Annotated in this window: 25 protein-coding genes; 15 read left to right on the forward strand and 10 right to left on the reverse strand. The window is 68.5% G+C overall.

Annotated features, from left to right (window positions below):
• Positions 1 to 145: 145 nt before the first annotated feature.
• The 6 genes from ABD810_RS13505 (at position 146) to ABD810_RS13530 (ending at position 5331) form a co-directional block, all read left to right on the forward strand.
• Entirely contained in the window at positions 146 to 610 is a 465-nt protein-coding gene (locus tag ABD810_RS13505) for a hypothetical protein (protein ID WP_344938578.1), read from the forward strand.
• 365 nt (positions 611 to 975) lie between these two features.
• Positions 976 to 1971: a hypothetical protein gene (locus tag ABD810_RS13510; protein WP_344938580.1), complete on the forward strand. Its 996-nt coding sequence runs from the start codon at positions 976 to 978 to the stop codon at positions 1969 to 1971.
• On the forward strand, positions 1965 to 2330 hold the full coding sequence (locus tag ABD810_RS13515) for a GntR family transcriptional regulator (protein WP_344938582.1): 366 nt from the start codon (positions 1965 to 1967) through the stop codon (positions 2328 to 2330). The genes ABD810_RS13510 and ABD810_RS13515 overlap by 7 nt, the downstream gene beginning before the upstream one ends.
• Positions 2331 to 2582: 252 nt before the next feature.
• Positions 2583 to 3185 carry a class I SAM-dependent methyltransferase gene (locus ABD810_RS13520; protein WP_344938584.1) on the forward strand — a complete coding sequence of 201 codons (603 nt, stop codon included), beginning with the start codon at positions 2583 to 2585 and terminating at the stop codon, positions 3183 to 3185.
• A gap of 808 nt (positions 3186 to 3993) precedes the next feature.
• Positions 3994 to 4359, forward strand: a complete 366-nt coding sequence (locus tag ABD810_RS13525) for a hypothetical protein (protein ID WP_344938586.1) — start codon at positions 3994 to 3996, stop codon at positions 4357 to 4359.
• A gap of 240 nt (positions 4360 to 4599) precedes the next feature.
• The gene (locus ABD810_RS13530; RefSeq protein WP_344938588.1) at positions 4600 to 5331 is read left to right on the forward strand and encodes a WD40 repeat domain-containing protein; all 732 of its coding nucleotides are present in this window, start codon (positions 4600 to 4602) and stop codon (positions 5329 to 5331) included.
• A 295-nt stretch (positions 5332 to 5626) separates the two neighbouring features.
• Here the strand turns inward: ABD810_RS13530 and ABD810_RS13535 are convergent, their stop codons facing one another.
• Together ABD810_RS13535 and ABD810_RS13540 are read right to left on the reverse strand one after the other, a co-directional pair.
• Positions 5627 to 6862 (reverse strand): MFS transporter, encoded by a 1236-nt coding sequence (locus tag ABD810_RS13535; RefSeq protein WP_344938590.1) that lies wholly within the window; start codon positions 6860 to 6862, stop codon positions 5627 to 5629.
• 962 nt (positions 6863 to 7824) lie between these two features.
• Positions 7825 to 8850 (reverse strand): glycoside hydrolase family 113 protein, encoded by a 1026-nt coding sequence (locus tag ABD810_RS13540; protein WP_344938592.1) that lies wholly within the window; start codon positions 8848 to 8850, stop codon positions 7825 to 7827.
• 112 nt (positions 8851 to 8962) lie between these two features.
• Here ABD810_RS13540 and ABD810_RS13545 point away from each other — a divergent pair, with 112 nt between their 5' ends.
• On the forward strand, positions 8963 to 9604 hold the full coding sequence (locus ABD810_RS13545) for a TetR/AcrR family transcriptional regulator (protein WP_344938594.1): 642 nt from the start codon (positions 8963 to 8965) through the stop codon (positions 9602 to 9604).
• A 144-nt stretch (positions 9605 to 9748) separates the two neighbouring features.
• Complete coding sequence (locus ABD810_RS13550) at positions 9749 to 10108, forward strand: hypothetical protein (RefSeq protein ID WP_344938596.1); 360 nt, start codon at positions 9749 to 9751, stop codon at positions 10106 to 10108.
• A 103-nt stretch (positions 10109 to 10211) separates the two neighbouring features.
• Here ABD810_RS13550 and ABD810_RS13555 read toward each other — a convergent pair whose 3' ends face one another.
• Entirely contained in the window at positions 10212 to 11090 is an 879-nt protein-coding gene (locus ABD810_RS13555) for an alpha/beta fold hydrolase (protein WP_344938599.1), read from the reverse strand.
• 102 nt (positions 11091 to 11192) lie between these two features.
• On the opposite strand from ABD810_RS13555, the gene ABD810_RS13560 reads away from it, so the two are divergent.
• Positions 11193 to 13154 carry an AfsR/SARP family transcriptional regulator gene (locus ABD810_RS13560; RefSeq protein WP_344938601.1) on the forward strand — a complete coding sequence of 654 codons (1962 nt, stop codon included), beginning with the start codon at positions 11193 to 11195 and terminating at the stop codon, positions 13152 to 13154.
• Between the two features lie 236 nt (positions 13155 to 13390).
• On the opposite strand, the gene ABD810_RS13565 is transcribed toward ABD810_RS13560, so the two are convergent.
• Both ABD810_RS13565 and ABD810_RS13570 read right to left on the reverse strand, forming a co-directional pair.
• The gene (locus tag ABD810_RS13565) at positions 13391 to 13960 is read right to left on the reverse strand and encodes an MFS transporter (protein WP_344938603.1); all 570 of its coding nucleotides are present in this window, start codon (positions 13958 to 13960) and stop codon (positions 13391 to 13393) included.
• Entirely contained in the window at positions 13927 to 14343 is a 417-nt protein-coding gene (locus tag ABD810_RS13570) for an MFS transporter (protein ID WP_344938605.1), read from the reverse strand. Before ABD810_RS13570 ends, ABD810_RS13565 begins: the two co-directional genes overlap by 34 nt.
• Before the next feature lie 201 nt (positions 14344 to 14544).
• Here ABD810_RS13570 and ABD810_RS13575 point away from each other — a divergent pair, with 201 nt between their 5' ends.
• On the forward strand, positions 14545 to 14916 hold the full coding sequence (locus ABD810_RS13575; RefSeq protein ID WP_344938607.1) for a YciI family protein: 372 nt from the start codon (positions 14545 to 14547) through the stop codon (positions 14914 to 14916).
• On the forward strand, positions 14913 to 16124 hold the full coding sequence (locus tag ABD810_RS13580) for an RNA polymerase sigma factor (RefSeq protein WP_344938609.1): 1212 nt from the start codon (positions 14913 to 14915) through the stop codon (positions 16122 to 16124). Before ABD810_RS13575 ends, ABD810_RS13580 begins: the two co-directional genes overlap by 4 nt.
• A gap of 11 nt (positions 16125 to 16135) precedes the next feature.
• Here ABD810_RS13580 and ABD810_RS13585 read toward each other — a convergent pair whose 3' ends face one another.
• On the reverse strand, positions 16136 to 16597 hold the full coding sequence (locus ABD810_RS13585) for a hypothetical protein (RefSeq protein ID WP_344938611.1): 462 nt from the start codon (positions 16595 to 16597) through the stop codon (positions 16136 to 16138).
• Positions 16598 to 16728: 131 nt separating this feature from the next.
• Between ABD810_RS13585 and ABD810_RS13590 the strand changes: the two genes are divergently transcribed.
• The 3 genes from ABD810_RS13590 (at position 16729) to ABD810_RS13600 (ending at position 18326) form a co-directional block, all read left to right on the forward strand.
• A complete protein-coding gene (locus ABD810_RS13590) occupies positions 16729 to 17253 on the forward strand; it encodes an HAD domain-containing protein (protein ID WP_344939040.1) in 525 nt (174 codons plus the stop codon).
• Between the two features lie 111 nt (positions 17254 to 17364).
• Positions 17365 to 17694 carry a DUF7669 domain-containing protein gene (locus tag ABD810_RS13595; protein ID WP_344938613.1) on the forward strand — a complete coding sequence of 110 codons (330 nt, stop codon included), beginning with the start codon at positions 17365 to 17367 and terminating at the stop codon, positions 17692 to 17694.
• Positions 17695 to 17726: 32 nt separating this feature from the next.
• Positions 17727 to 18326 (forward strand): site-specific integrase, encoded by a 600-nt coding sequence (locus ABD810_RS13600; RefSeq protein ID WP_344939043.1) that lies wholly within the window; start codon positions 17727 to 17729, stop codon positions 18324 to 18326.
• Positions 18327 to 18635: 309 nt separating this feature from the next.
• Here ABD810_RS13600 and ABD810_RS13605 read toward each other — a convergent pair whose 3' ends face one another.
• Positions 18636 to 19127, reverse strand: a complete 492-nt coding sequence (locus ABD810_RS13605) for a MarR family winged helix-turn-helix transcriptional regulator (protein WP_344938615.1) — start codon at positions 19125 to 19127, stop codon at positions 18636 to 18638.
• 75 nt (positions 19128 to 19202) lie between these two features.
• Here ABD810_RS13605 and ABD810_RS13610 point away from each other — a divergent pair, with 75 nt between their 5' ends.
• The gene (locus tag ABD810_RS13610) at positions 19203 to 20024 is read left to right on the forward strand and encodes an SDR family oxidoreductase (RefSeq protein ID WP_344938617.1); all 822 of its coding nucleotides are present in this window, start codon (positions 19203 to 19205) and stop codon (positions 20022 to 20024) included.
• On the opposite strand, the gene ABD810_RS13615 is transcribed toward ABD810_RS13610, so the two are convergent.
• From ABD810_RS13615 to ABD810_RS13625, 3 genes are read right to left on the reverse strand one after another with little or no spacing between them, the layout of a single operon-like run.
• Positions 20021 to 21076, reverse strand: coding sequence for a LacI family DNA-binding transcriptional regulator (locus tag ABD810_RS13615; protein WP_344938619.1), 1056 nt, complete (start codon positions 21074 to 21076; stop codon positions 20021 to 20023). The genes ABD810_RS13610 and ABD810_RS13615 overlap by 4 nt on opposite strands.
• A gap of 34 nt (positions 21077 to 21110) precedes the next feature.
• Positions 21111 to 22463 (reverse strand): hypothetical protein, encoded by a 1353-nt coding sequence (locus tag ABD810_RS13620; RefSeq protein ID WP_344938621.1) that lies wholly within the window; start codon positions 22461 to 22463, stop codon positions 21111 to 21113.
• 10 nt (positions 22464 to 22473) lie between these two features.
• On the reverse strand, positions 22474 to 23598 hold the full coding sequence (locus ABD810_RS13625; RefSeq protein WP_344938623.1) for an NAD(P)/FAD-dependent oxidoreductase: 1125 nt from the start codon (positions 23596 to 23598) through the stop codon (positions 22474 to 22476).
• Positions 23599 to 24279 lie beyond the last annotated feature (681 nt).

A 24279-nucleotide genomic window follows, 5' to 3' on the forward strand; every position in this document is an offset into this window, starting at 1 on the left:
CGACGGCCTTGCGGCCGCGCGTGACGACTCTGCATGCCAGGTACCCCGCCGTACGCTGGCACAGCTACGCCGAGTGCGCCAAGACGGTGGACTGGGACAGAATACTCGCGGGCCAGATCAGCCCGCGACGGGGAAGGAGCCGCTGATGACCACCGACCCGACGATGACCCGGATCGGCCACGGGGTGGAGTTGCATCACCACCAAGGTCAGCGTGAAGCCGCTCGCGCCCTGTTCGCGCAGATCTGGGACGACATCGACGGCGAGCAAGGCGACCCGCTGCATGTTTGCGTCCTTGCCCACTCGATGGCCGACGTGCAGGACGACGTGCGCCAGGAGCTGATGTGGGATCTGCGAGCGCTTGCCGCCGCCGATCTGGTCACCGATGAGCGGGTAGCGCAGGCCGGGGTGACGCTTTCGGTGGCAGGCTTGTATCCGTCGTTGCATCTCAACTTGAGCGACTGCTATCGCAAGCTGGGCGATCTCATCCGCGCCCGCGAGCACCTCCAGCAGGCGCGGGCCGGGATCGGCGCGCTTGGCGACGACGAGTACGGGCGGCTCATCAGGGGTGGCCTGGAGCGGCTGGCCGAACAGTTGGGCGAGGCCATCTGACTGCGGACATGGCCTGGCCGATTGCGCCACCACGTCGGACGGGGCGCCCAGCAGGTCTTCGGCGGCCTGCTCGCCGACCAGGCGGCCCCGGCGGCGGGCCGCGCCGGCCGGTCCACAGTGGTCCGTCGCCGGTCCAGCCACGCGATGGGGTGCTCGCGGGCGAGCGGGGTGGGGGGACGGTGCGTACCTCGTCGCCTCTGCCGTGCAGCCGCAGGTGCCCGGTCCGTGCGGTCAGCGTGACGTCGGCGATGTCGAGTCGTCCGCATTCATCGATGCGACGGTACCGGACCGGAGAAGACTAGACCGGGCCTTCCCTGAACTGTTTGCAGTGTTATAGTCGAGAGCAAACAGTTGGAGGTTGGGTCATGTTCATCCCTGTATCTCCGGTGTCGGCTCCTTGCGTTGATTACGCCGCGCCCGGCAGGCTCCGCCGCCTGGCCCTGACGGCCGCTTCCCCGCTGCTTCTCCTGATCCTGCCCATGGCCCTGGCCGCGCTGCACGGCGAGCGACTCCCCGGCCGCATCTACTTCGGCCACCTGGCCATCGGCACCGAGCACGCGCTCACCTGGCGCGGCTGGATCTCACAGCCGCAGTTCGGGGTGGCGCTGTGGAGCGAGGCGCTGCTCGTCCTGCCCTTCCTGAGCCACTGGCGCCTGCCTCAGGTCCAGCGAGTCCTGGTGATCGTCGGCTTCACCTTCGGCGCGCCCATCCTGGTGTCCGGTGTGCTGTGGACGCTGAAGCCGGTCCAGCCCCCCTGGTCCACGCCGGCGGAGATCATCTGCACGGTGGTGGCGGCCGCGGTGGGTTACCGGGCCGCGGGTACGCTGCCACGGCCGCCCGAGGCGACGGCCGCACCACCGCCGTACGTGCCCACCATGGCCCTTCGTTCGGGACAGCGCGCCATGTTCGTGACCTCCACCTGGTCGGCGCGCAGGCTGCTGACCTCCGCGGTCCTGGCCGGGTTCACCGTGTGGAACGCGTCAAGGGGCGCAGACGTGTGGCAGCTCACGGCGCTGCTGGCGCTGTGGACGGCCCTCGAGGTGGCGCAGGCGCGCACCCGGCTGCAGATCGACGGCTCCGGGGTCACGGTGAGGTTCCTCTGGCTGCCCGCCCTGCGCCGGACGGTGCCCTACCCGTCCGTGCGGTTCGCCGAGGCCATGAGCGAGGCCCCGCCGGGGCGGTACAAGCTCAGCACCGGTGTGGAAGGCTGGGGCATCGTCAGCGGGAAGGGCCCGGCGCTCGTCCTCGCGCTCGCCGACGGCCGGCGGTTCGTCTACTCCACGAGCGAGGCCGAGACGGCGGCCGCGCTGGTCAACGGATGGCTGAGCAGGGAACGGCAAGGGGGGACGGCGTCGTGCTGATCACCGTCGACCCCTCGTCCGCCCAGCCCCTCGCCGACCAGGTGGCGGGCTCGGTACGTGCCGCGCTGGCCGGCGGCATGGCGAGGCCGGGAGACCGGCTCCCCTCGGCGCGCACCGTGGCCGCAGCCCTCGGCATCAACCTCCATACGGTGCTGCGGGGTTACCAGCAGCTACGTGACGAGGGGGTGGTGGAGCTGCGCCGCGGCCGTGCGGCCGTCATCACGGGCACGGCCGACCAGTTCCGCCTCCAGCTCTCCGCCGCGGCCGATGAGTTCGCCAAGGCCGCCGACCACGCCGGCGCCTCCGAGGAAGAGGCCCTCGCCGCGGTACGAGAAGCACTGCGCGCCATACGGGCCTGACCGGCACGGACAGAGGCATCACCCGGGCTCAGAGGCGCGGGTGAGCGGGAGGGCCGGCTCACGGTGCTCCGTGGGTGATGGAGTGGAAACTTGCTCGGGCATGAGGCGGTCGATGGTCTGCCGGGTCAGTGAACCCGCGAGCTGCGCCGCGGTGGTCCCGCACATCCGGTGAAGTCGTGTGAGTCGTCGTCAGGAACTGTCGCGTGTCGCGCGACGCCGACCAGCAGGGCCTGCGTCCGGCAGGATGATCACATGACAGTGAAGAACGGCAGGCGGTGGAATCACAACATCCATTACCACCCCCGCATCCTGCGCGCGGTCCCCGATGGCGCCCAGCGCGCCCTCGATGTCGGCTGCGGCGAGGGCATGCTCGCCCGCGAACTCCGGCAGGCCGTGCCGCACGTCGCCGGCATCGACCTTGACGCGCCCAGCATCGACCACGCCCGCAGATATCCGGACGACGTCGACTACATCCTCGGCGATTTCCTCACCCACCCCTTCGAGCCCGCCTCGTTCGACGTCATCGCGTCGGTGGCCACCCTGCACCACATAGACGCCGCCGCCGGGTTGGCCCGCATGCGCCACCTGCTGCGCCCCGGCGGCGTCCTGGCCATCGTCGGCTTGGCCCGTAGCACCATGCCCAACGACCTGCCGCGCGACCTGGGCGGTGTCGTCATCAGTACCTTCCACCGCGCCACGAAGGGCCACTGGGAGCATCCGTCCCCCACGGTGTGGCCGCCGCCAGTTACGTACCCGCAGATGCGAGCGTTGGCCGCCGAGATCCTGCCCGGCTCCCAGTATCGCCGCCACCTGCTGTTGCGCTACAGCATCACCTGGCGCAAACCGCAGGACTGAGCAGGGTCAGCCGGCCAGGCCGACGGCGCAGCGAATGGCGCCACGCGGCCACTCGCCCCTGTCCACCCCGTTCGGATGCGCACAATGTACGGCGCGACTTCCGCCGGATCGTCACCCAAGCGGGCCCCCTGGCGAAGAAATGATCACCACGCGAGATGCGGCAGAGCTTCGTCTCGTTGCTCTCAGACGGCGGGTGCCCTTGGAGGACACCGCCCGCCTGGCCGGCCACAGCGGGACGGCCGTCACCGAGGCCGTCTACCGGAGCAGATCAGGCCGGTGCTCCTGGGTGGTGCGCAGGTGATGCCCCGGATCTTCAGCCCGTAGTCACTCAGCAACGAGAAAGGGTGCCACGTGATCTCGTGACACCCTTGCCGACCAGGCCCTACCTGGTCGGGACGACAGGATTTGAACCTGCGACCCCTTGACCCCCAGGCAACCCAGACGGGGCGGGATCAGCCCCGATACCCGCCTCCACCTGCGGAAACGATCCTCAGCCGTCCACCGGTGTATGCGGCCGTCCACGGCGGTAGTCACTCAGTTCGTCACTCGCCCCAGACCTTCGCAGTCCTCTGCCACGTCGTCACAACCACGCACAGCCAGCATCGGTCAGGGCGACAACGATCAACGAGGTGAACTCGTCTCGCCATAGCCAGTTGTCCACGTCACGAACCACTTTGGCGAGCAGGCTCGGGTTCGCGATGCTCCTATGACCGTCAAGCGGCCTGATAGGGATCGTTTTCCTACGTAATCAAGCCCTGGGACGGGCTACTTTCAGACAGTGGACGAGCAGACGCTTCCAAGAGCGGGCATGACGATCAGCGTCCGGACGCGCCGGGACGTTGTGATCGTGGATCCGGCGCGTTTCATGGCGGCCGCGCGTGCGGCATATCGTGATCTCCACCCTGACGTCAGCGAGGAGGCTGTGGCCGAGAGCGTCGCAGATCTGCATGACGCGGTCTTTATCCTGCTGGACCGGTTCGGGCGGCTGTCGGCTGATGCGCCGGAGATGCCGGTCGGCCGCGGTGGGTTACGTCCGGGCCAGCGTGTCCTGGACCGCCCGGACGGTCTATCCCCGGCGGGTGAGATCAAGCAACTCGTGCTCAACGATCCTAGGCCGTTGCAGGACTACGGCTGCTTCCCGCCTGAAGATCCGTTCGCCTTGCCCTCCGGCTAGACGCCGCGGGCAACGTGATGCAGCCGTTCTCCCGGTCCTTCGCCGTCTACGACTGGATGAGCGCGCGGGCGAAGGCCGGCTCGGCCTCGGCGTCCGCCGGGACCGGCCCGTCTGGCGTCGTATGTCCTCACCGAGGACGCGGGCAGCTCGAACATCGGCTATCTCCGGGTCGGCGACATGTTCGTCAGGACGCCCTACCGCCAGGTCTCGGTCTCGAAGAGCGGACGGTGGGCGGCCGAGGTGCCGGGTTACAAGCGGTATCTGCCGGCGAACAGAATCGTCCTGATCGACCGGGTCCGCCACAAGGAATACAGCGTCAAGATGCCTGTCGGTGCGACGTCCGCACAGTGGTCACCGGACGGCCGGACGCTGCTGCTCACCGCGTACCGAATGCGGGGCACGGCTTACAAGACGATCGGATTCGTCACCATCAACGTGACTGAGCGCAAGCCCCGCCTCGTCAAGGCCGGATCCGCCTGGACCGTCAGCGACTGGGACGTGGGCATGAAGGGCGGTTTCTTCTGGAACGCCGACGGCACGGGCGTGATGTCGACGCTGAAGAACGACAAAGGCATCGCGGCCTACAACCTGAGCGGGGGGAGAACCCGCGTCTACACCGGGGTGGGCTCCCTCGAAGCGCGGGTCACTTCCCTCTTTTCACCCTCCGGTCGGCAGTTCGTCAGCCTCGGCGGAGGTGACAGCTCCTACACGCGGGCGATTCTGATCGTCGACGCTGAGACCGGAAAGGTCGTCCACCGGCTGCGTGGCGGGTTTCAGGGCTGGTACGACGACAACCACGTGATCGTGATGTACCGCACCGCGGTGCAGCCTTCTGCGGTCCCTACGTCGACGTTCAGGCTCGTGAGCCTCGACGGTAAGGCCGGGATGGTCCTGATTCAGGAGCAGCTCCGCTACACCAACGCGATAGCGGACTACAAGGCCCACATCGCATGGCTGGACTTCTCTCGCTGAGGCATCAAAGCCAACCGGCCCCGCAGACTCACTATGCTTCCTAGATCACCTGTCAAGCATGTCCTGTGCCAGAAACGTCAAGCATGTCGTGGGACTGGACATTAGCTCAGGGCAGTGCCTGGTCTCACATGATCTGCTTGACGCTTCGGCCCCGCCTGATGCGTTACATGATCACGATGAGGTTGGTCAACCCAAGCTCTGCGTGGACTGGCCATGTCGCCCGGCGAGACTTCCGCTCATGCCGAATTGAGGCTGTTCCCCCGTGGCCCCTGCGGGGCCACAGGAGATCATTGCGTCAGTCCGTCGCCGACGCCGTGCGGACCGTTCTGCTCAGTGTCGCTGTGAGCGCGAGGAAGGTGAGCCATCCGGACAGGACGAGGGTCAGTGTCGGCGCCCCGAGTAGGGCGATCAGGGCGCCGCTGGCTATGGTGCCGATGGCAGCGGCTCCGCTGGTGAGGGTATCGATCGCGCTCGTGACTCGGCCACGGAGAGCGTCGGGAGTGACGCTGAGCCGGTAGGAGTCGAGGGCAACGTTGTAGACGGGCGAGACCACCGACTCGGCGAACGCCACGACCAGGAGCAGCCACCATGTTGGCGCCAGTGCGTAGAAGGGAAAGGTCAAGGCCTCCACCCACAACATGGTGATGGACAGTGTCCCGAGTGGAAATCGGCGGGTGAGCACCGGCACCAGCAGGCTCCCGAGAAGGGCGCCGATCGCGGCGCCGGTGAAGACGATGCCGACCTGTGTGGGGTTCGCGTGCAGGTCCTGGGCCAGCATGATGATCAGGAGGTAGCCGGCGCCATAACGCAGGCTGTCTCCTGCATCGAGCAGGGCCAGCGTTCGGATCACCGGCTTGCGCCACAGCCAGGACTGGCCGTGACCGATGTCGGCCAGGAGCCTACGCGGCGACGCTGTGGCCGTGGCTCGTTCCTGCTGGAAGTCGGCACGGATGGCCCGCAGGGCTGCGGCCGACGCCAGGAACGAGACGGCGTTGAACGCGAACGGGACCATCCGGCCCAGGGCGTAGGCGACGCCGGCCACCGAGGCGCCGACGATCCGAACGGTGTTGGACATCGCCCCGATCGCTCCGAGTGCGCTTGGGAGGTCGGTCTTGGTGACGATGTTCGGCAACGCTGAACTGTTCGCTGCCCCGAACAGGGTGCTGAGCACACCGTTCAGGACCGCGATGGCATACAACTGCGGCATGCCCAGCACTCCCGATGCGGCAGCGATGGGGACGGTAGCGGTCAGGGACCCGCGGCCGATTTCGCACCAGATCATCGTGGTCTTGCGATCCCAATGGTCGACCAGAGCGCCGGCCACGAGTCCGAAAACGAGGTAGACGACGGTCTGGAGGCCGAGCACGATGCCGGCCTGTGTTGACGACCCGGTCAGGGCCACGACGAGGAGGGGCAGAGCGAGGGACTGAAGCTGGTCGCCCAGTTGTGAGATCAGTCGCCCGCCGAGCAGTAGTTGGAAGTCGTGTCGCCGCCACAGGTTTCGAGGTGGCGTCGATGCGAGGGGGTCCATGGTGAAGTCCTGTCGATGAATGCGCCGACATGGCGCGCCGTCACGGGCTCGACAGACACGCGGGCACCACGCGATGCGCGGCATCGCAGTGCGAGGGGGTGATCATCGGGAGCCGCTGGAAAAGGGCAGACTCCACCCGCGTGTCGGAGCGTGACAGCTAGGACTTACACGGCGAGAACATGGCCGGAACCGTACACAGAGGTCGCGACGACCGCAACGCAATAATCCCTCTTCTGCCGCGATGCGCGCTCATGCCGCCGAGCGTGCTGTGGTTAGCGGTCCGCTGCGGGATCAGCGCGGTGAAAAGCCGTTGGTCACCCGCGCGCGTAGTCCGTAGCCTGTGGAGCACGCGATGCTGCACGAAGGGCGGCTCGGCGCGCAGATGAGCGTGGACAAGCGAGCGGCCGTGATGCTGGCCATGGCCTGGGGGCTGGCTGCCCGCTCCCCGCACAGCTTGATCTACCTGCCGCTTCGCGCCGCCCGTCCGGCTGACTCGGTCAATGAGGGGCAGCCGCTCGATCTGGTGCTGCTGCATCATCGACTGGCGTTTCCGATCTCTCGGTGGAAGCAGGTCCGCGCCCGCTTGGGAGCAGGCCGGCCGCATCGCGTGACGATTCCGCCCTGGGCATTTCACCGGCGTCCCGTCGCTGATCATCGGCGATGGAGCTACCAAGGCTTCCATGACCATCTGCGCTGGGACATCGCTGCGGACACCCTCTTCCTGATCGGCAGTCGCGAGGCCTTCGAGTTGGAGGCGGACCCGGTGCGTGCCCTGGGGGAAGATCGCCCGGCGCATCTCGCGAAGAGTCCCGACGCGCATTGCTGCGCTGAGATCAATCTGGGCCGGATGCGGATGGGGTACTCGGACGGCCGCCGTCCGTGGGCGACGCGAAGCGCCACCGCCGACGGCTGGGGTCCAGTCCGACCTGAACGGTGTCTCTCGGAGGGTTCGCTGATGTGGGTCAGCCGGAGTAGCGTTCGGCGATCGTGGCGAAGGCGGCTTTGGGCTCCCAGGGCATGTCGGGGTAGGTGTCGCCGTTGCGGCCGTCGAGGACCTTGACGATCCCGAGGCTGGCGAGGTCGAGGTCGTCGCGGGGATCGCCGTCGGGACGGTGGCGCAGGTTGTAGAGCGCGAAGAGGTATACGAAGGCGCTGTCGACGCCCTCGCTGTCGAAGATTTCGAGCAGCTCGCCGAGGTACGCTGCCTGGCCGGCCTCGTCGCGCTGGTACTGCCCGTTCAGTCGCAGTGGCGCGCCGGTGGCTTCGTCCATTTCGAGGATTTCCATGCTGCGTGGTGCGACGTCGCTCGCACCGCGCCAGGTCGCGGTGCCGAAGCCGGTGATGGCGACGGGTTTGGGTTGTGCGACGAGGTTGCGTACGTCATCTCGGAATCGGTCGGCGACCTCCGCGGATCGGATGAGTTCGAGAGTCACGAAGTCGAACAGGTCCCAGTTGACGCCCTCGAACGGTATGGCGGCGTAGGTGACCTTTCCGCGGAAGCGCTCACGGACGGCTGCCACGGCGGTGCGGAGGAAGTGGTTGAGACGGGTTCGAACTTCGGCGAGTCGTTCGACCCGGCCGTCCGGGTTGGCCAGCAGGCGACTGAGTCGTTCTTCGATACGGTCGCCGTCGAGGAACCCTCGGTTCATGATGCTCAGCTCGACGCCGGTGACGAACACGACCTCGGCTCCCGCCGTGCGCAGTCGCTCGGCCCGGTCGGCGGAGTCGAGGAACAACGTGAGGATCTCGTCGGTCGTCAAGTCCAGCGGGTACGGCGAGAACCAGACCTCCAGTCCGAGCTCGGCGGCAGAGCGGGCGGTGAGCTCCAGGCGCTGCGGGTCGCCGCCGACGATCTGGACGGCATTGCAGTGCAGATCATCGCGGATGATGGTCAGCTCTCGCCTGACCAGCTCGGGGTCGAAGCGCTCCAGCGAGTTGCTGCCATCGCGGACGAAGCCGGTGTCGTAGGTCATGCCCTTGGCGCGCATGTGTGTCGGTCCCTTCCGGTCCATGCCTGTCGAGCGGGTTAGAGGCGACGCTATCAGATTCTTGCGTGTGCGCATTTTTGCGCGTGCGCATGTAATGTGCGATGATGAGGGCGTGACGACAAACCGGCCCAGCTTGCGTGAACGGAAGAAGGAGGCCACCAGAGAGGCGCTTCGGGCGGCGGCGCTGCGCCTCGCGCTGGAACGCGGGCCCGCGAATGTCCGCGTCGACGACATCGCCGAGGCTGCGGGCGTGTCGCCGAGGACATACAACAACTACTTCTCAAGCCGCGAGCAGGCGATCGTCGCCGCGGTCACCGCAGAGCGTGCGTCACGAGTCGCGGCAGCCGTGGCCGCCCGTCCTGCCGATGTCAGCCTCGCCGACGCCATCATCGACGCCGTCGTCGAGCAGTACACCGATCCGGGCGACGATGCGCGTGACGCGCTGCTGATGATCACCACCAGTCCCGCCCTGCGCGCCTGCTACGCCGACACAGTCACCACGATCGAGGGCCCGCTCGCCGAAGCCATCGCCGAACGCTGCCAAGGCATGGACCGGCTGACCGCCCAGGTGCTCTCCGCCAGCGTCGGCGCGGCCGCCAAGGTCGCGCTTCAGCAGTGGTTGCACTCGACGACCGTGCCTCCATCGATGAGTGGCTTCGTGGTGCCGTCGGGGTCGCTGCCGAACCTGATGCGGATCGCACTAATGCCGCTCGTACCGGCACTTGACGCAGCTGCGGCACGCTCACGCCACTGACAGGTCTCACCCAGGCGCTTGTGGAGGAACCGCCGCTGGCCGTGACAGCCACCAGGCGGGCCAGCACTCGGCCTGGATCGGATGCCAACCGACTGCGTGCCACAGGTCGTGCGGACGGACACCGGTCGCCGGTAGCATCCGGGCATGCAGCCGCGACGTCACCGGATGCGCCAGCGGCAACGCCGTGACTCGGCACAGGAATGGATCAATTCCGGTGCGGCGGTTACGGTGAAGAGCTACGCCAAGCGGTACGGCGTCGACCGGTACACCGCCTGCGACGACCTGACCGCGCTCGGATTCGCGTTGCCAGAATCAGCGCAGCAGTGGGCGCAGCGCCCGCCAACGACCCCGCGCCGTACCGTCGAGCGCGGCGTCAGCCAGGTCGACGACGAGTGGTGGACCATGCTGGACGGCAGGTGGTTCTTCGTGGCGGGCTACACCTCCGGCGGCGCGCCCTACGGCATGTTCGCCGGCGAGATGGCGCCACACGACGATCCGCTTTGAGGACTCCGAACGTGGTCGCTACCCGAGAGGGGATCAACCATTCGAGCGAAGTTCGCTTCTGCCGAGTTGAGCGCGTCACCGCGTCGTGCTGGCAGGCGATGCGTCACCGTGCGAGCAGGGAACGTAGCACCTTGATGACCTCGTCAGGTGCTTCCTCGGCCATGAAGTGCCCAGCCGACGTGGTGCGGTGCTCCAGATCAGCGGCCCAGGTGCGCCACAGCGCGGCGGCGTCGTAGCCGAGTGCGGCTCCCCAGTCTTGCTGGACGACGGTGACCGGCATGGCCAGCCGGTTCCCGGCGGCTCGGTCGGTCTGGTCGTGTTCGATGTCGATGCCGGCCGAGGCGCGGTAGTCGGCGACGATGGACGGGACCGCATCGCGGGAGGCTTTCAGGTACTCCGCCCGCACGTCCGCGGGAATGGCCTGCGGGTTCTGGGCCCATACGTCGAGGAAGTAGCCGAAGAAGGCGTCCGCGCTGGCGCTGATCATCTGCTCGGGCAGCCCGGGTGGCTGGGCCATCAGGTACAGATGGAAGGCGACCGCGGCGGTGGGCCCGTGCAGGATGTCCCACATGTCCAGGGTAGGCAGGACGTCGAGCGTGCCGAGGTGGGTGATCGTAGCGGGATGGTCGAGGCCGGCGCGGATAGCGACGAGGGCACCGCGGTCGTGTCCGGCCAGGGCGAAGCGCTCGTGGCCGAGCTCGCTGGCGAGCGTGAGGATGTCGGCGGCCATGGTGCGCTTGGAGTACGTGTCGGCGTCGCGCTCGGCGGGTTTGTCGCTGGCGCCGTAGCCGCGCAGGTCGGGACAGATCACCGTGTGGTCGGCGGCCAGGTCGACGGCGACGTGTCGCCACATGAGGTGGGTCTGCGGGAAGCCGTGCAACAGCACGATCGGGCTGCCGGTGCCTCCCACCGCCACGTTCAGTGTCACGTCGTCGTCGACCGCAACGCGCTGGTAGTCGAACCCGGGAATGGCAGAAGTCATGATCGTCCTTTTCTCGTCGCGTGGACGAGTTCAGCGTGCCGGTCACGGATGAGCATCCAATGAGCGCGATACGTTGGTCCAAGCGGAAGGGCGGTTTGATCGGTGCAGGTCAGGTTCGGTGTTCTCGGGCCGGTCGTCGCCTGGGACGGCACCGGCGCACCAATCGACGTGAAGGGGCCGAAGCACCGTGCCGTGCTGGCACGGCTTGTCGTCGCGCGCGGCCGGGTCGTTCCGGTCAGCCGCCTCGTCGACGACCTGTGGGAGGAGCCCCCGCCGGGCGCGGTGAGCGCCGTCCGCACGTTCGTGGCGGCGTTGCGGCGCGCCCTGGAGCCGCAGCGCCCACCGCGTGAGCCGGCTCGGCTGCTGGTCACCGAAGGGCCGGGCTACGCGCTTCGGGCCGCGTCGGACGCCGTCGACGCCTGGCGGTTCGAGGGCTCGGTCGCTGCCGCGTCCGCCGCGTCGCCGTACGGGGCACTCGAGCTTCTCGATGGTGCCCTGACCTGGTGGCGAGGGCCCGCGTACGCCGGCTTCGACGACGAGCCGTGGGCGCGCGCCGAGCGCTCCCGGCTCGAACAGCTACGGCTGAACGCGATCGAGCAACGCGCCGAGGCGCTACTGGCGCTCGGACGCGCCGCCGACGCCGTACCGGATCTCGACGCCCAGGTGGCGGAGTATCCGTGGCGGGAGGAGGCGTGGCGGCTGTTGGCTCTGGCCCTGTACCGCACGGGACGCCAAGGGGACGCACTCGCGGTCCTGCGCCGAGCTCGTACCCTGCTCCTTGAACAGCTCGGCGTCGATCCCAGTCCGCGGCTGCGCCGCCTGGAGACCGACATCCTCCGGCAGGCCGATCAGGTAAGCGACAGTCCGAGCGCGGAACGGGTCTGGGCGCAGGCCGCGGCGGCCTACGACCGTACCGTGGCGTCCGGCTCCCGGGCTCGGCTCGAATCGACGGTCGGTCTGCTGCGCAGTCTCGCGGTGGCCGGGCCGAGCGGGCTCGATGCGGCGCGGGACCAGCGAATCGCGGCCATCGCCGCGGCTGAGCAGCTGGGTGACCCTGACCTCACCGCCCGAGTGATCGGTGGCTACGACGTACCCGCGAACTGGACCCGCTCCGACGATCCGGAGCAGGCGGCGCAGATCGTGGCGGCGGCTGAGCGAACCCTGGCCGCCCTTCGCCCCGGTTCGCCCGACGCCACCCGGGCCCGCCTGCTGGCCACGATCGCGGTGGAGTCACGCGGTACGCGCGCGGCGCGCGGGCCCGAGGCGGCCCGGGAAGCGGAGCGGATCGCGCGCAGCCTGGGCGACCCGGCCCTGCTGGCCTTCGCCCTGAATGGCGTGTTCATGCAGACCTTCCACCGCGCGGGCCTCGCGCCCGAACGGGACGAAATCGGCGCCGAGCTTATCGCGCTCTCCACCCGGCACGGCCTGGTGACGTTCGAGATCCTCGGCCACCTCATCCGGCTCCAGGCCCGCAGTGCGCTCGCGGACTTCGCCGTCGCGGACGGGCACGCCGCCGCCGCGAACCAGCTCGCCGAGCGGCACGAACGCCCGCTGGTCGGCGTGTTCACCCAGTGGTACCGCGCACTGCAACTGGCCGCGACCGGATCGTCGCAACAGGCCGCAGAAGCCGCCTACCGCGACGCGGCGGCACAGCTCGCCAACGCCGGTATGCCCGGCGTCGAGCGGGGCCTGCTCCCGCTGGCCCTGCTGTGCCTGCAGGTGTGGCACGGGCACCCGGTCCGCTTGGACGACGACACCGACTGGGGCCCCTACACGCCCTGGGTGCGCCCGCTCGTCCTGCTGACCCGGGACCGCCCGGCCGATGCCGCCGCGGCGCTGCGTCAGACCCCGGATCCGCCGCGCGACCTGTTGTTCGAGGCCCTGTGGTGCCTCACCGCCCAGGCTGCGATCGCGCTCGACGACCGGACGACGATGGAACGCGCCCGGACCGAACTCACGCCGGCCGCCAATGAGCTGGCCGGGGCCGGCAGCGGCATGCTCACCATCGGCCCCGTCTCACATCATCTCGACCACCTCGCCGCGGCCCTCAGCCGCACCCGATGAGCCGGAGTCGCTCCGACCGCCCCGGCGAGCCCGTGATCAGCGGCATGACTCTGGGGCCGCCCGTCAAGTCCGCAAGCACCCATGATCTGGTGGCCGACCAAGCCGGGGTATCGACCATGCGAGGACGGATCGAACGGACCTACCATCGCCGATGCAGGCAACGTCGACTCGGCAAAAATGCCCCAGAGCGGCGGAGGTGACCGAGCCGGGCTGCAATGTCAGCCTCGGCAGGGGTGCTATGAGCGAGTCGCCTCGTAGTCGGGGAGTGCGGCTGGGGTGGTCCGGGTTGCCGGGCGCATGGTGAGGATCAGTACGGCCAGCCCGGCGAAGATGACCGCGGCGAGGACGCCGGTGACGTGCAGGCTGGCGGTGAACGCCTCCCGCGCGGTGTGCAGCAGTTCCGCGCCCTGGCCGGCGGGAAGGTGCTGGCTGGCGGCGACCGCGCCGGCCAGCGAGTCGGACGTGCCGTCCATCCGGCTGCGGTAGACCACCGCGGCCACCACGCCGAGCAGCGCGAAGCCGAGCGAACCGCCGAAATAGTTGCCGGTCTCCGACATCGACGCCGCCGATCCGGCGCGCTCCGGCGGTACGGACCCGACGACCAGCCCGGTGCCCAGCGCGAACAGCGGGCCGGTGCCCAGCGCCAGTACGGTGATGCCGATCATCACCGGCGGCAGGGCGCTCGCACCGTCGACGCCGACCAGCAGCAGGCTGCCCAGCGCCGACCCCACCAGCCCGCCGGTGATCGCGGTCGTCTGCTTCATCCGCCGGGTCAGCGCCGGCGCGGCCATGGTGCCGACCGCCACGCCCAGGCCCATTGGTGCGAACAGTCCAGCCGGCCGGCCTGGTCGCTGCGGAACTCGGGCAGCAGGACCGGCCCGGCGAGCAGCAGCAACACCATCGCCGGCACGGCGACCAGGAACACCGATCCCCACCAGAAGTGCTGGAGCAGGAATCCGGCGAGTACGGGTCCGAGCGCGCCGCCGGTGAACTGGCAGGTCGCCCAGATCGCGATGGCCTGCCCGCGCTGTCGTTCGTAGCGGAACATGTTGGTGATCAAGGCAAGTGTGGACGGCGCCCGGGTCGCGCCGGCGACGCCCAGCAGCGCACGCGCGACGATCAGCATCAGCGGGCTGGCCGCGAAGGCGGCCACGATCGACAGCACCGCGAACGCCGCTCCGCCGATCATCAGGTGACATCGGTACGGACGGGATCTCTCGGGTCTGCCACGGCGGGGGGTCAGCAGAGATGACGACATCGCAGTCCCGGCGAGGCGGCGGCGAAAAAGCTCGTGCGAAAGTTCTGCGGGGGGATGTCAAGACGGCGGCGGCGGGTCCGACCAACTGGTCGAAGGGCCCAGCCGGGGCTCGCGAACCACGAGGGGTACGAGATGAAGTTCCTGATCAGCCTGCACATCAACCCGGCCGTGCTGGACGCGCTGACCGACGAGGAGAAGGCGGCGATCGGCGACGGCCACGGCAAGTTCATCGAGGCGCTGAAGAAGTCCGGCGAGCTGATCAACACGCTGGCGCTGGTCGACCCGTCACAGGCCGCCGTGGTGTCCGTACGCAACGGCCAGCCGGTGGTGAGCGACGGACCTTTCCTGGAGTCCAAGGAGTATCTGGGCGGCTTCTACCTGATCGACTGCGAGAACAAGGAGCGGGCGATCGAGCTGGCGGCGCAGATCCCGGACACCGCGATCGAGGGTCTGGGGGTCGAGGTGCGGCAGGTGATGTTCGCTGACGGACAATTGGAGGCATGACGGCACCAGCCATCGAGGATCTGCTGCGTGAGCTCACGCCGCAGGTCCTCGCCGCGTTGGTACGCCGGCACGGCCAGTTCGAGGGGTGTGAGGACGCCGTACAGGAGGCCGTCCTCGCCGCCACCGTGCAGTGGCCGGTCGAGGGAGTGCCGGACAACCCGCGCGGCTGGCTGGTGACTGTCGCGTCCCGGCGGCTCATCGACCAGATGCGCAGCGACCACGCGCGCCGCGAGCGGGAGTCGGCGACGGCCACCGAGGTGGTGCCCAAGGACGTACCGGACACCGACGACACGCTCGTCCTGCTGTTCCTGTGCTGCCATCCGACGCTGACCGCGGCCTCCCAGACCGCCCTGACGCTGCGGGCGGTCGGCGGCCTGACCACTGCTGAGATCGCCCGCGCGTTCCTGGTGCCGGAGGCCACGATGGCGGCCAGGATCAGCCGGGCCAAGCAGCGCATCAAGGCCACCGGCAGCTCGTTCAGCCTGCCGGACGGCGCGGAGCGCGAGGAGCGGCTGCGGGTCGTCCTGCACGTGCTCTACCTGATCTTCAACGAGGGCTACACCGCCTCCTCGGGCAGCGAGTTGCACCGTGCCGACCTCGCGCACGAGGCGATCCGGCTGGCCAGGATGGTGCACGCGCAGCTGCCCGGGGACGGCGAGGTGACCGGGCTGCTCGCGCTGATGCTGCTGACCCACGCCCGCCGGGAGGCACGTACGACGGCGGACGGCGACCTGGTGCCGCTGGACGAGCAGGACCGTACGAAGTGGGATCGCGGGCTGATCGACGAGGGCATCGAGCTGGTCAAGGCGTCGCTGGCCGGCCCGGCGCTGGCGCCTTACCAACTGCAGGCCGCCATCGCCGCCACGCACGCCGACGCGGCCACGGCCGAGGAGACCAACTGGCCGCAGGTGCACGCCCTTTACCTGATCCTGGAACGGATCGCGCCCAACCCGATGGTCACCCTCAACCGGGCGATCGCGCTCGCCGAGACCGAGGGCCCGCTGGCCGGGCTGGCCCTGCTGTCCACATTGGACAGTGACGAGCGGATGGCCGGGCATCACCGGCTGATGTCCGTACGGGCGCATCTGCTGGAGAAGACCGGCGACACGGCCGGGGCGTACGAGCACTACCGGCGCGCCGCGAAGGCCACCGCCAGCATCGCCGAGCAACGCTACCTACAGTCCCGGGCCAGCCGAGTGAGAACATAGACGCGCTGCGGCTACCAGCGTAGGTCGCGGGCGTGGGGCGTAACCATCGACGGCAGCGCGTCGTCGGGGGTTTGGCCGGTTGCTGCGGCCAGAGCGGTGACAGCCGTCGCGCTGAGCGCGATGAGGTTAAGGGCCAGGGCCAACGCGTCCTCGCGGACAGCCGCGTCGGTGATGTTGTAGACCTCTGCATCCTCGTCTGCGAGGTAAGCCGCTACGCCATCGACGGCAGCTCGACGCGATTCGGTGCGGGCACGCCGTTGACTCTGTGCCACGACATGTTCGCAGGACGGCGAGCACCGGCGGCCGATCGTGTGGCCGACATCCTGCAGGAAGCTTCCCAGCCGTTCGGCTTCATCCCTGCTCGGGGCCGCGATAGGTGCGCCGGCCGCGAGGTGTTTACCGAGCTCGTACAGTGCGGCGTACAGGTCCTCAGCGGTCGCTCGGTCCAGCCGCAGCGTGATGTCCTCCGGCACGTGGCGACCTTACTCTCCTGCCGCCGAACACAGGTGACGGTGGCCACCAGCGGCCGGGCCAGCGAACACCCGCACCTGCCGAAGAGTCGCGTCTGGCTCAGCTTGGATGGGCCCGATACGGTTCGAGCGTGATGCCCGGCATTACCAACCTTCCCTTGATCTTCCTCGATGTAGATGGGACGCTGATCCCGTTCAAAGTCCGGCCCGTTAACCGGGAGCGTTCCTTGAGCGGTGCCGGCGTTCAGCCACTGAGCGGTACTGGCAATCCTCTGCTCAACCGGCTTGACCCGGAGGACGGGCGCCGACTGTTGGCGCTGGGGTGCCAGTTGGTCTGGGCAACGACATGGATGGCTGAGGCGAACGAGGTCATCTCGCCACGGCTCGGGCTTCCGGATCTGCCCGTAGTCGAGTGGCCGGACGGCGATGGCGATCCGGCGCATGGTCTGCACTGGAAGACCGTGTTCCTTACCCAGTGGGCGGCCGGACGCCCATTTGTATGGCTTGATGACGAGATAACTGATGCTGACCGGCGATGGGTCGCAGGGCACCACCCGGGGCGGGCGCTGGTGCAACGTGTCGACCCATACTTCGGCCTGACCGACGCGGATTTCTCAGCGGTCCGCCGATGGCTTGGGCAGGGTGACGACGACGCTTGATCACGCGCACTCTCATGCCGCCGACAGCGCGCTCGGTCCGACGGCGAGGATCCGGAGCAGTTGCCCGACCTCCTGGTCACCAGCTTTGATGTTGGGAGACAAGGAGGGCGTGTGGCCGAGGGCACTGAGAATTGGCGGCTGATCCTCCAAGCCGCCCGCGCATTGACGACCGCTGGGCAGACGCCATTCACGCGGATCGCCGTCTACGAGTGGATCTGGTCACGCTACCTGCGCCGTGATCATGACCGGCCAAGCCTCGATCCCACTTTTCAGGGCATGATCAGTAATGCGCCCGGAGGACCGCCCAGCGCAGGTGGAACACCGCTCCGCCGGACCGGTCGAGGACTCTACGTGCTGGCCAGCCCGCCCGGAAGCGGCAGCGAAACAGCGACAAGGCCGGACGGTGATGCAACGGTCGCCGAGCCGTCTACCGGCTACTGACCAAGCACGGCGCCCACGAGTTCGTAGGTGTTCTGCCCGACTCCGTCGTAAAAGCGGCGGAAGGCACCCGGATGTACGCCTACGTCGTGCTCTCCCTCCTCATCGGGGCCCGGACCGAGGAACTGCGAGCACTGGCCTGGACGGAGGTGGATCTCGTCGGTGATCCGGACAACGACGTGCCCGCGTGGATCGCCGTATGGCGTTCCGTACGTGAGGGTGGCGATACCAAGACCAAGCGGTCGCGGAGATCGCTCGCGTTGCCAAGGCGATGCGTGGAAGCGCTCATCCTCCATCGGGCTCAGCAGCACAGGGAACGGCAGGAGGCCGGCGACAAGTGGCAGGAAAACGATCTCGTCTTCGCCTCGCTCGTCGACACTCCCCTGGACCTCCACAACGTCCGGCGCGCCTTCCGGAAGATCGTCAAGGATGGCGGGCTCTCGGCCGACGACTGGACGCCACGGGAGATGCGGCACAGCTTCATCTCTCTGCTCTCGGACTCCGGTGTGCCCCTGGACGACATCGCTCGTCTGGTGGGCCACAGCGGGACTGCCGTAACAGAGGCCGTCTACCCCAAGCAGATCCGCCCGGTGCTGCTCGGCGGAGCCGAAGCCATGGATCGGATCTTCGAGTGATCACACCCGTAGTCACTCAGTTTGTCACTCAGCAAATGAGAAAGGTGCCACGCGATCACGTGACACCCTATCCGACCAGCGAAAACCTGGTCGGGACGACAGGATTTGAACCTGCGACCCCTTGACCCCCAGGACGTGGGGGTAGCCGTTTTGCAGCTCAACGGCGTTCAGGTAGTCATGCACGACGTCTGGTGATGTGCGGGTTGTTCGGCTGCGTGCACGACGTGTGGTCCCCACGTGTCCCCGACCGCGATTAGGTGAGCCGCTTACTGACGACAAGCACGTTCATCCAGGGTAGCTATACGCGGCTCAACTCCGCGTGTGTGCCGCTCCTGATGTTGGCGGCGAGGTGAGCCGTGCGGCCTGCGCCCGCCCTACGTCGGTGGCGCGGCGCAGGTAGTCGCCGATGACCTCCAACTCATGGTCGCTGTAGGCGGACAGGACCTTACCGAACGCGTCGCCGGGCGTCTCCCAGGCCGCGCCGATCCGGTCCCTGGCGCTGGGGGTCAGGGAGACGAGCGACTTCCTGCGGTCCTGCGGGTCGGCGTGCCGGACGACGAGGCCCGCTTTCGCCAGGCGGTCGACCAGGCGAGTCGCGGAGCCGGGGGTGAGGCCGGTCAGCCTGGCGACTTCGCCGGTGCTCACCGGCTCGGGCTCCAGGTCGAGCAGGCTCACGCACTGCAGGTCGGTCGGGTGCACTCCCAGGTGCTCGGCCATGGCCTGGTTGAACAGGACGTACGCGGCGTAGTGCCGCTGGCTCTCGGCCACGATCTCGCCCAGCAACTTCTCCCGATTTGACATCCGATCCTTCCATGACCCACATTTACTTGCGCCACACAAGATTTGTGCTGCACACATTATATCGGGAAGGACCCCATGACGATCCTCGTGACCGGCAGCCGTGGCGCCGTCGCCACCAGCCTTATCACCCTCCTGCGTGAGCGCGGCGTCGATGTCCGCCCGGCCTCCCGCATGCCTGCGGACTCCTCGACAGTCACCTGCGACCTCACCGACCCGGCCACCTTCGCCGCCGCCCTCGACGGCGTCACATCCGTCTTCCTCTACGCCACGCACGACCACGCGCATGCCTTCGCGAAGGAGGCCACCGCTGCCGGGGTGGAGCACGTGGTGTTGCTTTCCTCATCGTCCGTGCTCAGCCCTTCCGCGGCGGACGACCCCCTCGCCGCCTCCCACCTGCACGTCGAGGAGGCCTTGACATCCGCGCCGTTCCGCACCACGCTGCTGCGCCCGGGCTCCTTTGCCGGCAACGCGAAGAGCTGGTCCTGGCCGATCCGGGCAGGCCGGCCGGTCAACCTGCCGTACCCCGGCGCGCACACCGACCCGATCCACGAAGCCGACATCGCGGAGGCCGCCCTGGCCGTGCTCACCGACCCCGCGCTGGGCGGCCGGCCGTACCACCTGACAGGCCCGCAGTCCCTCACCTTCGCCGAGCAGCTCAACATCCTCGCCCGCGCGACTGGACTGGCGATCACCGTCAACACCGTCACCCGGGAGGAGTGGAAGGCCGAGATGGCCGACCATATCCCCGCCCGTTTCGCCGACGGCCTCCTGGACTGGTGGCAGTCCTGCGACGGTGTCCCTGCCAAGCTCACCCGGGCCGTCGAAGAGCTGACCGGCCACCCCGCCCGTACCTTCGCAACCTGGGCGACTGACCACGCCACCGACTTCACCGGCTAGGGCACCAAAGGCGACTCAGGGAGCGCCGAGCTGCCGGGGTACGGAATCAGGCCTTGGCGCTCGCCGCACGAGGTGCGGGCGACCAACGTAGGCGTGAAGACCAACTCGACCGGCCCGCTGGGACGGTCGACGACGAGTTCGCCCGCCTTCAGGCCCATCTGGTAGGAGGGCTGGGCGATCACGGTGATCCCGAGCGCGGTGGCCCACGGAAAATCGTCCATCGTCACGAACGCGATGTCGCCGGGGATGGCGATGCCGCGAGCGGTGAGGGCCGCGTGGACCGCGACGGTGAGCCGGCCGGTGGTGCAGACGATCGCGTCCAATGGCTCGCCGCGATCACGGCCACGGATGAGCAGCGCGTCGACGGCACCGCTCACCTCGTCTTCGGTTTCCGCGACCATCACCGCGTCCTCGGGCAAGGGCAGCCCCAGGTCCGCGAGGGCCCGCCTCAGCCCCGCCGTGCGCTCGATCTGAGACGTGCGGCGTCCCGAGGACACGACGCCTATGGACGACCGCCCGCACCCGGCCAGATGGACGGCCATCAGCCGCCCGGCCTCGACGTTGTCCAAGCTGATCGAGTGCATGCCGGGCGGCGCGTCCAGCACGGAGCGCGCGATGATCACGCAGGGTGTGCCGTTCTCGGCCATCCGGCGTGTCCGGCCATCGGTCGCTTCGCCGGTCGTCACGATCAGGCCACGCACCCTCTGTTCGTCCATGGTCCGCACCTGGGCGACCTCGCGGTCGACGCGACGGAACGTGTTGGCGAGCATGACGAGGCTGTCGTTTGCGGCCGCCACCTCGTCGATGCCGCGGATCAGGTCCAGGTAGAACGGGCTGCTCAGGTCGCGGATGACGACTCCGATCGTGCTGGAGCGTCCGGCGAAGACGCCCCTGGTGAGCGCGTTGGGGGTGTACTCGAGACGAGCGACCGCTTCCCACACCCGGGTGGCGGTCGCCTCGGTGACGGCGCCGCCGTTGAGGACGCGGGAGACCGTGGCCGTGGACACGCCGGCGTCCGCGGCGACGTCGCCGATGGTCGCTCGTTTCACCATGATTCTCCCGGTCCCCTAGCAGTTCCGGCGCCGGTCAGGCGGCGACGCGCCGACCGGCTCTCGCGACGATCTCGCCACCGACCATGACGATCCCCACGTGGTGGAGCTCCGCAGGGTCCGTCAGCACGAGGTCGGCGATCGTTCCCGGCAGGACACGGCCACGCCGCGGTGCCACGCCGGGGATGGCGTCCGCGACGTTGGCGGTCGCCATGGCGACCGCCGCCGGCAGACTCACCACGCCCGCCCTGATGGATCGGTCGATCGCCAGCAAGATCGGGTCGTGGTGGCCGCCCGCGTAGTCGGTCGAGATCGTGTCGACCACTCCCGCGGAAAACATCGCATAAAGCAATTCCGGCCCCGTTGTGAGCCGCTGTGCCCCGAAGGTGTCCAGGGTGGAGACATCCACGATCGCGCCCATCTCCTTGAGCCGTCCGGCGTGCTCGACCGCCTCGCGGAGCTCGAAGCTCGAGTGGTTGGAGTGCCCGGCGATCAGCGGCACGTCCGTCTCCGCGATGGAGGCGACCTGGGTCATCGATGCCGCCGCGTTGTGCACCAGCACCGGGACGCCCGCCTCGCGAGCCTGCGCGGCCGCCTCGGCGAGCCCGTTCAAGGCGATGTCGAAGGCCGGCAGCACGATGCCGGAGACGATCTCGCAGGTGTCCTCGACCGAGAGCGTGCCAGTCAGGCCCGCGCTCGCCAGGGCCTCCTCGACACGGTCCCGATCGAACGCCTTCTCCGAGATGTGCCGGCCCAGCACCGCGGTCTTCAGCCCGTTCGCCTGCCGAGGTGTGATCTTCACGCCGGTACGTCTCTCGACCTCGGCCGGGATGTACATGTAACTCGCCCCGCCCCCACCGAGGGTGTGTCCCGCCCCGATCTCGCCGAGCGCGACCGCGCCGGCGCGTACCGCGTGCCGCGCGGTGAACATGCGGTTCGCCTCGGTGAGGCCGCCGCCGTCGGCGATGGTCGCCGCCGCCAGGCACGCCGGGGTGTTGCACGAGGCGAGCTTGACGTTGATCGGGTGCGCTTCACCGGTGCGCGCGAGCGCCTCGGCGGTGACGAAACCGTCCACGCAGAGCACCGTGGTCGTCCCCTCCAGCAGGTGCCGGTCGAGGTTGGCGAGGACCTGTTCGTGCGGCAGGCCCACGTGTCCGCTGGGAAACAGCGGTCCGTACGCGGTGCCATGTGTGTGGTTGTTGATCAGACCGGGGATCATCAGCATTCCGGCCGCGTCAACGATCTCGTCCACCGTGCCGTAGGCGTCAGCCGGTCGCGTGGGAACGATCTCTCGGATGGTGCCCCCCGCGACGACGATGTCGACCCCGTGCCGTGGATCCGTGCCCGTGCCGTCGACCAGGTCGCAGCCATGCAGGACGATCGTGTGCATGATCGCTCCGTTACCGGGCCGCCAGTGCCGGCCGCTCGAACCGGAACGCGGCCAGCGCGTCGTCGTGGTCCTCACCGAGCACCTCACCGGCGACCAGGTCGCCGGCGTGCACGCTGAGCGTCGCGCCGCTGTGCGAGACCGCGAAGTGGAAGTTGGGCAGCGCGACGACCCGGCCGAGTACCGGCAGGCCGTCGCCGGGGATGGGCCGTTGACCGACCCGGACGGCTTCCACGGTCGAGGCTCGCAGTCCCGGGTACAGCGCACGACCGGCCTCGACCACCTTGTCGACGGCCGACGGGTCGACGCTGATCTCCCCCGTGCCGGACACGTGCGCCGTACCGTCGATCTCATGGGTGTGCAGCAGCAGCCGCCCGCCGCCATCCGGGCGTAGGTGGACGTGCGGGGCATGGATGACGCGCGAGACCGATACCGCGACCGGTGAGGAGTAGACGAGCACACCGCGGGTGTTGCGCATGGGCAGAACCAGTCCGGCCAGCGCGGCGATCCCGGCGGCCTGGGGTCCCGCACAGTTCACGACCGCATCCGCGAGGAGCCGCCGGCCGGAGGCGAGCCGCACGGCGCGCACCGTGCCCGCGGTCACCTCCAGTCCGGTGACGGCGTCGTTCGCCACCAGTTCGGAACCGCCGGCCACCGCGCTCGACAGCAGGTGGGCGATCAGGCGCACCGGCTCGATCCAGCCTTCGCGCGGGAAGTAGGCGATCTCGCCTGCCGGCAACTCGGCGGGGTCCATGTCCGGTTCCAGGCCCAGCGCCTCCGCTCGGCTGAGCCACCGTGCCTCGTATCCGTAGTCGAGGACGCCCGCAACCTTCTTGCGCAGTTCCTCGCGCCCGGCGTCGTCGGCGGCCCATTCGAGGTTGCCGCCCTCGTGGTACCAGTCGCCATGGGGCACGTCGGTGGCCAGCTTGCGATGGGCCGCCATACTCGCGACGCTGAGATCGTGGTACGCCCGCGGCTGCTTGCCGCAGGAGTTGGTCCACGAGAACGTCGCACCAGAGCTGCCAGCCGCCGGTGCACCGGCGTCAACGACCGTGACACGAGCGCCCCGCCGCGTCAGCGCGGCGGTCACCGCCGCACCGTAGACGCCGGCACCGATGACGACCACATGCTCGACCATGCTGATCCGGTCTCCCTCGTCTCTCGTGGGGCTTGTTGGGTCGTTTCGGGTGTCGCCGGTCTCGGCGCTCATCGTCTAAGCCGGGGCGGATGAAAGGGAACTGATGACCTCGGCTCGACGGCTTAGGCCCTCCCGAAAGTAACTAGTTTCAGTAACTAGTTACAAAGTAAGCGTGCGCCATTCCGCGTGTCAATCGAATCTGCCCCTGCAGGCCTTCGAAGAGGTGACGGCGCCGGTCCGCCGCTCACTCCTTGCGGGTCTTCGCCCGGCGCCGCCCATACGTGATGTTCACTGGCTTTTGTGGAGTCCCTTTGGTCGACTGGCATGCCCGAACCGCAAGGAGGACGACAGGATTTGAACCTGCGACCCCTTGACCCCCAGGAAGTGGGGGTAGGCGTTCTTGCAGCTCAATGGCCTTCAGATGGCTGGGGACGTCGTGTGGTGACGTGCGATTTGTTCGCGGGCGCGCATGTGGATCCCGATCGAAGTCACTGGGTACGGCTGTATCCCATCAACTTCCGCGCAGGGCCGCGACGCAGACCGTTTCGCCATACGTCTGGGATGGGTTCGGTGCCGCCTTGACGACGATCAATAGTTTTAAGCGCTCTGGGCGGTTTCCTGCCGGTTTGTGACTTACGGCATCCGGGTCTGGTGCGAAGAGAGATGGCTGTGTCACAGGCA

This window comes from Sphaerisporangium flaviroseum, assembly GCF_039537005.1.
Lineage (GTDB): Bacteria > Actinomycetota > Actinomycetes > Streptosporangiales > Streptosporangiaceae > Sphaerisporangium > Sphaerisporangium flaviroseum.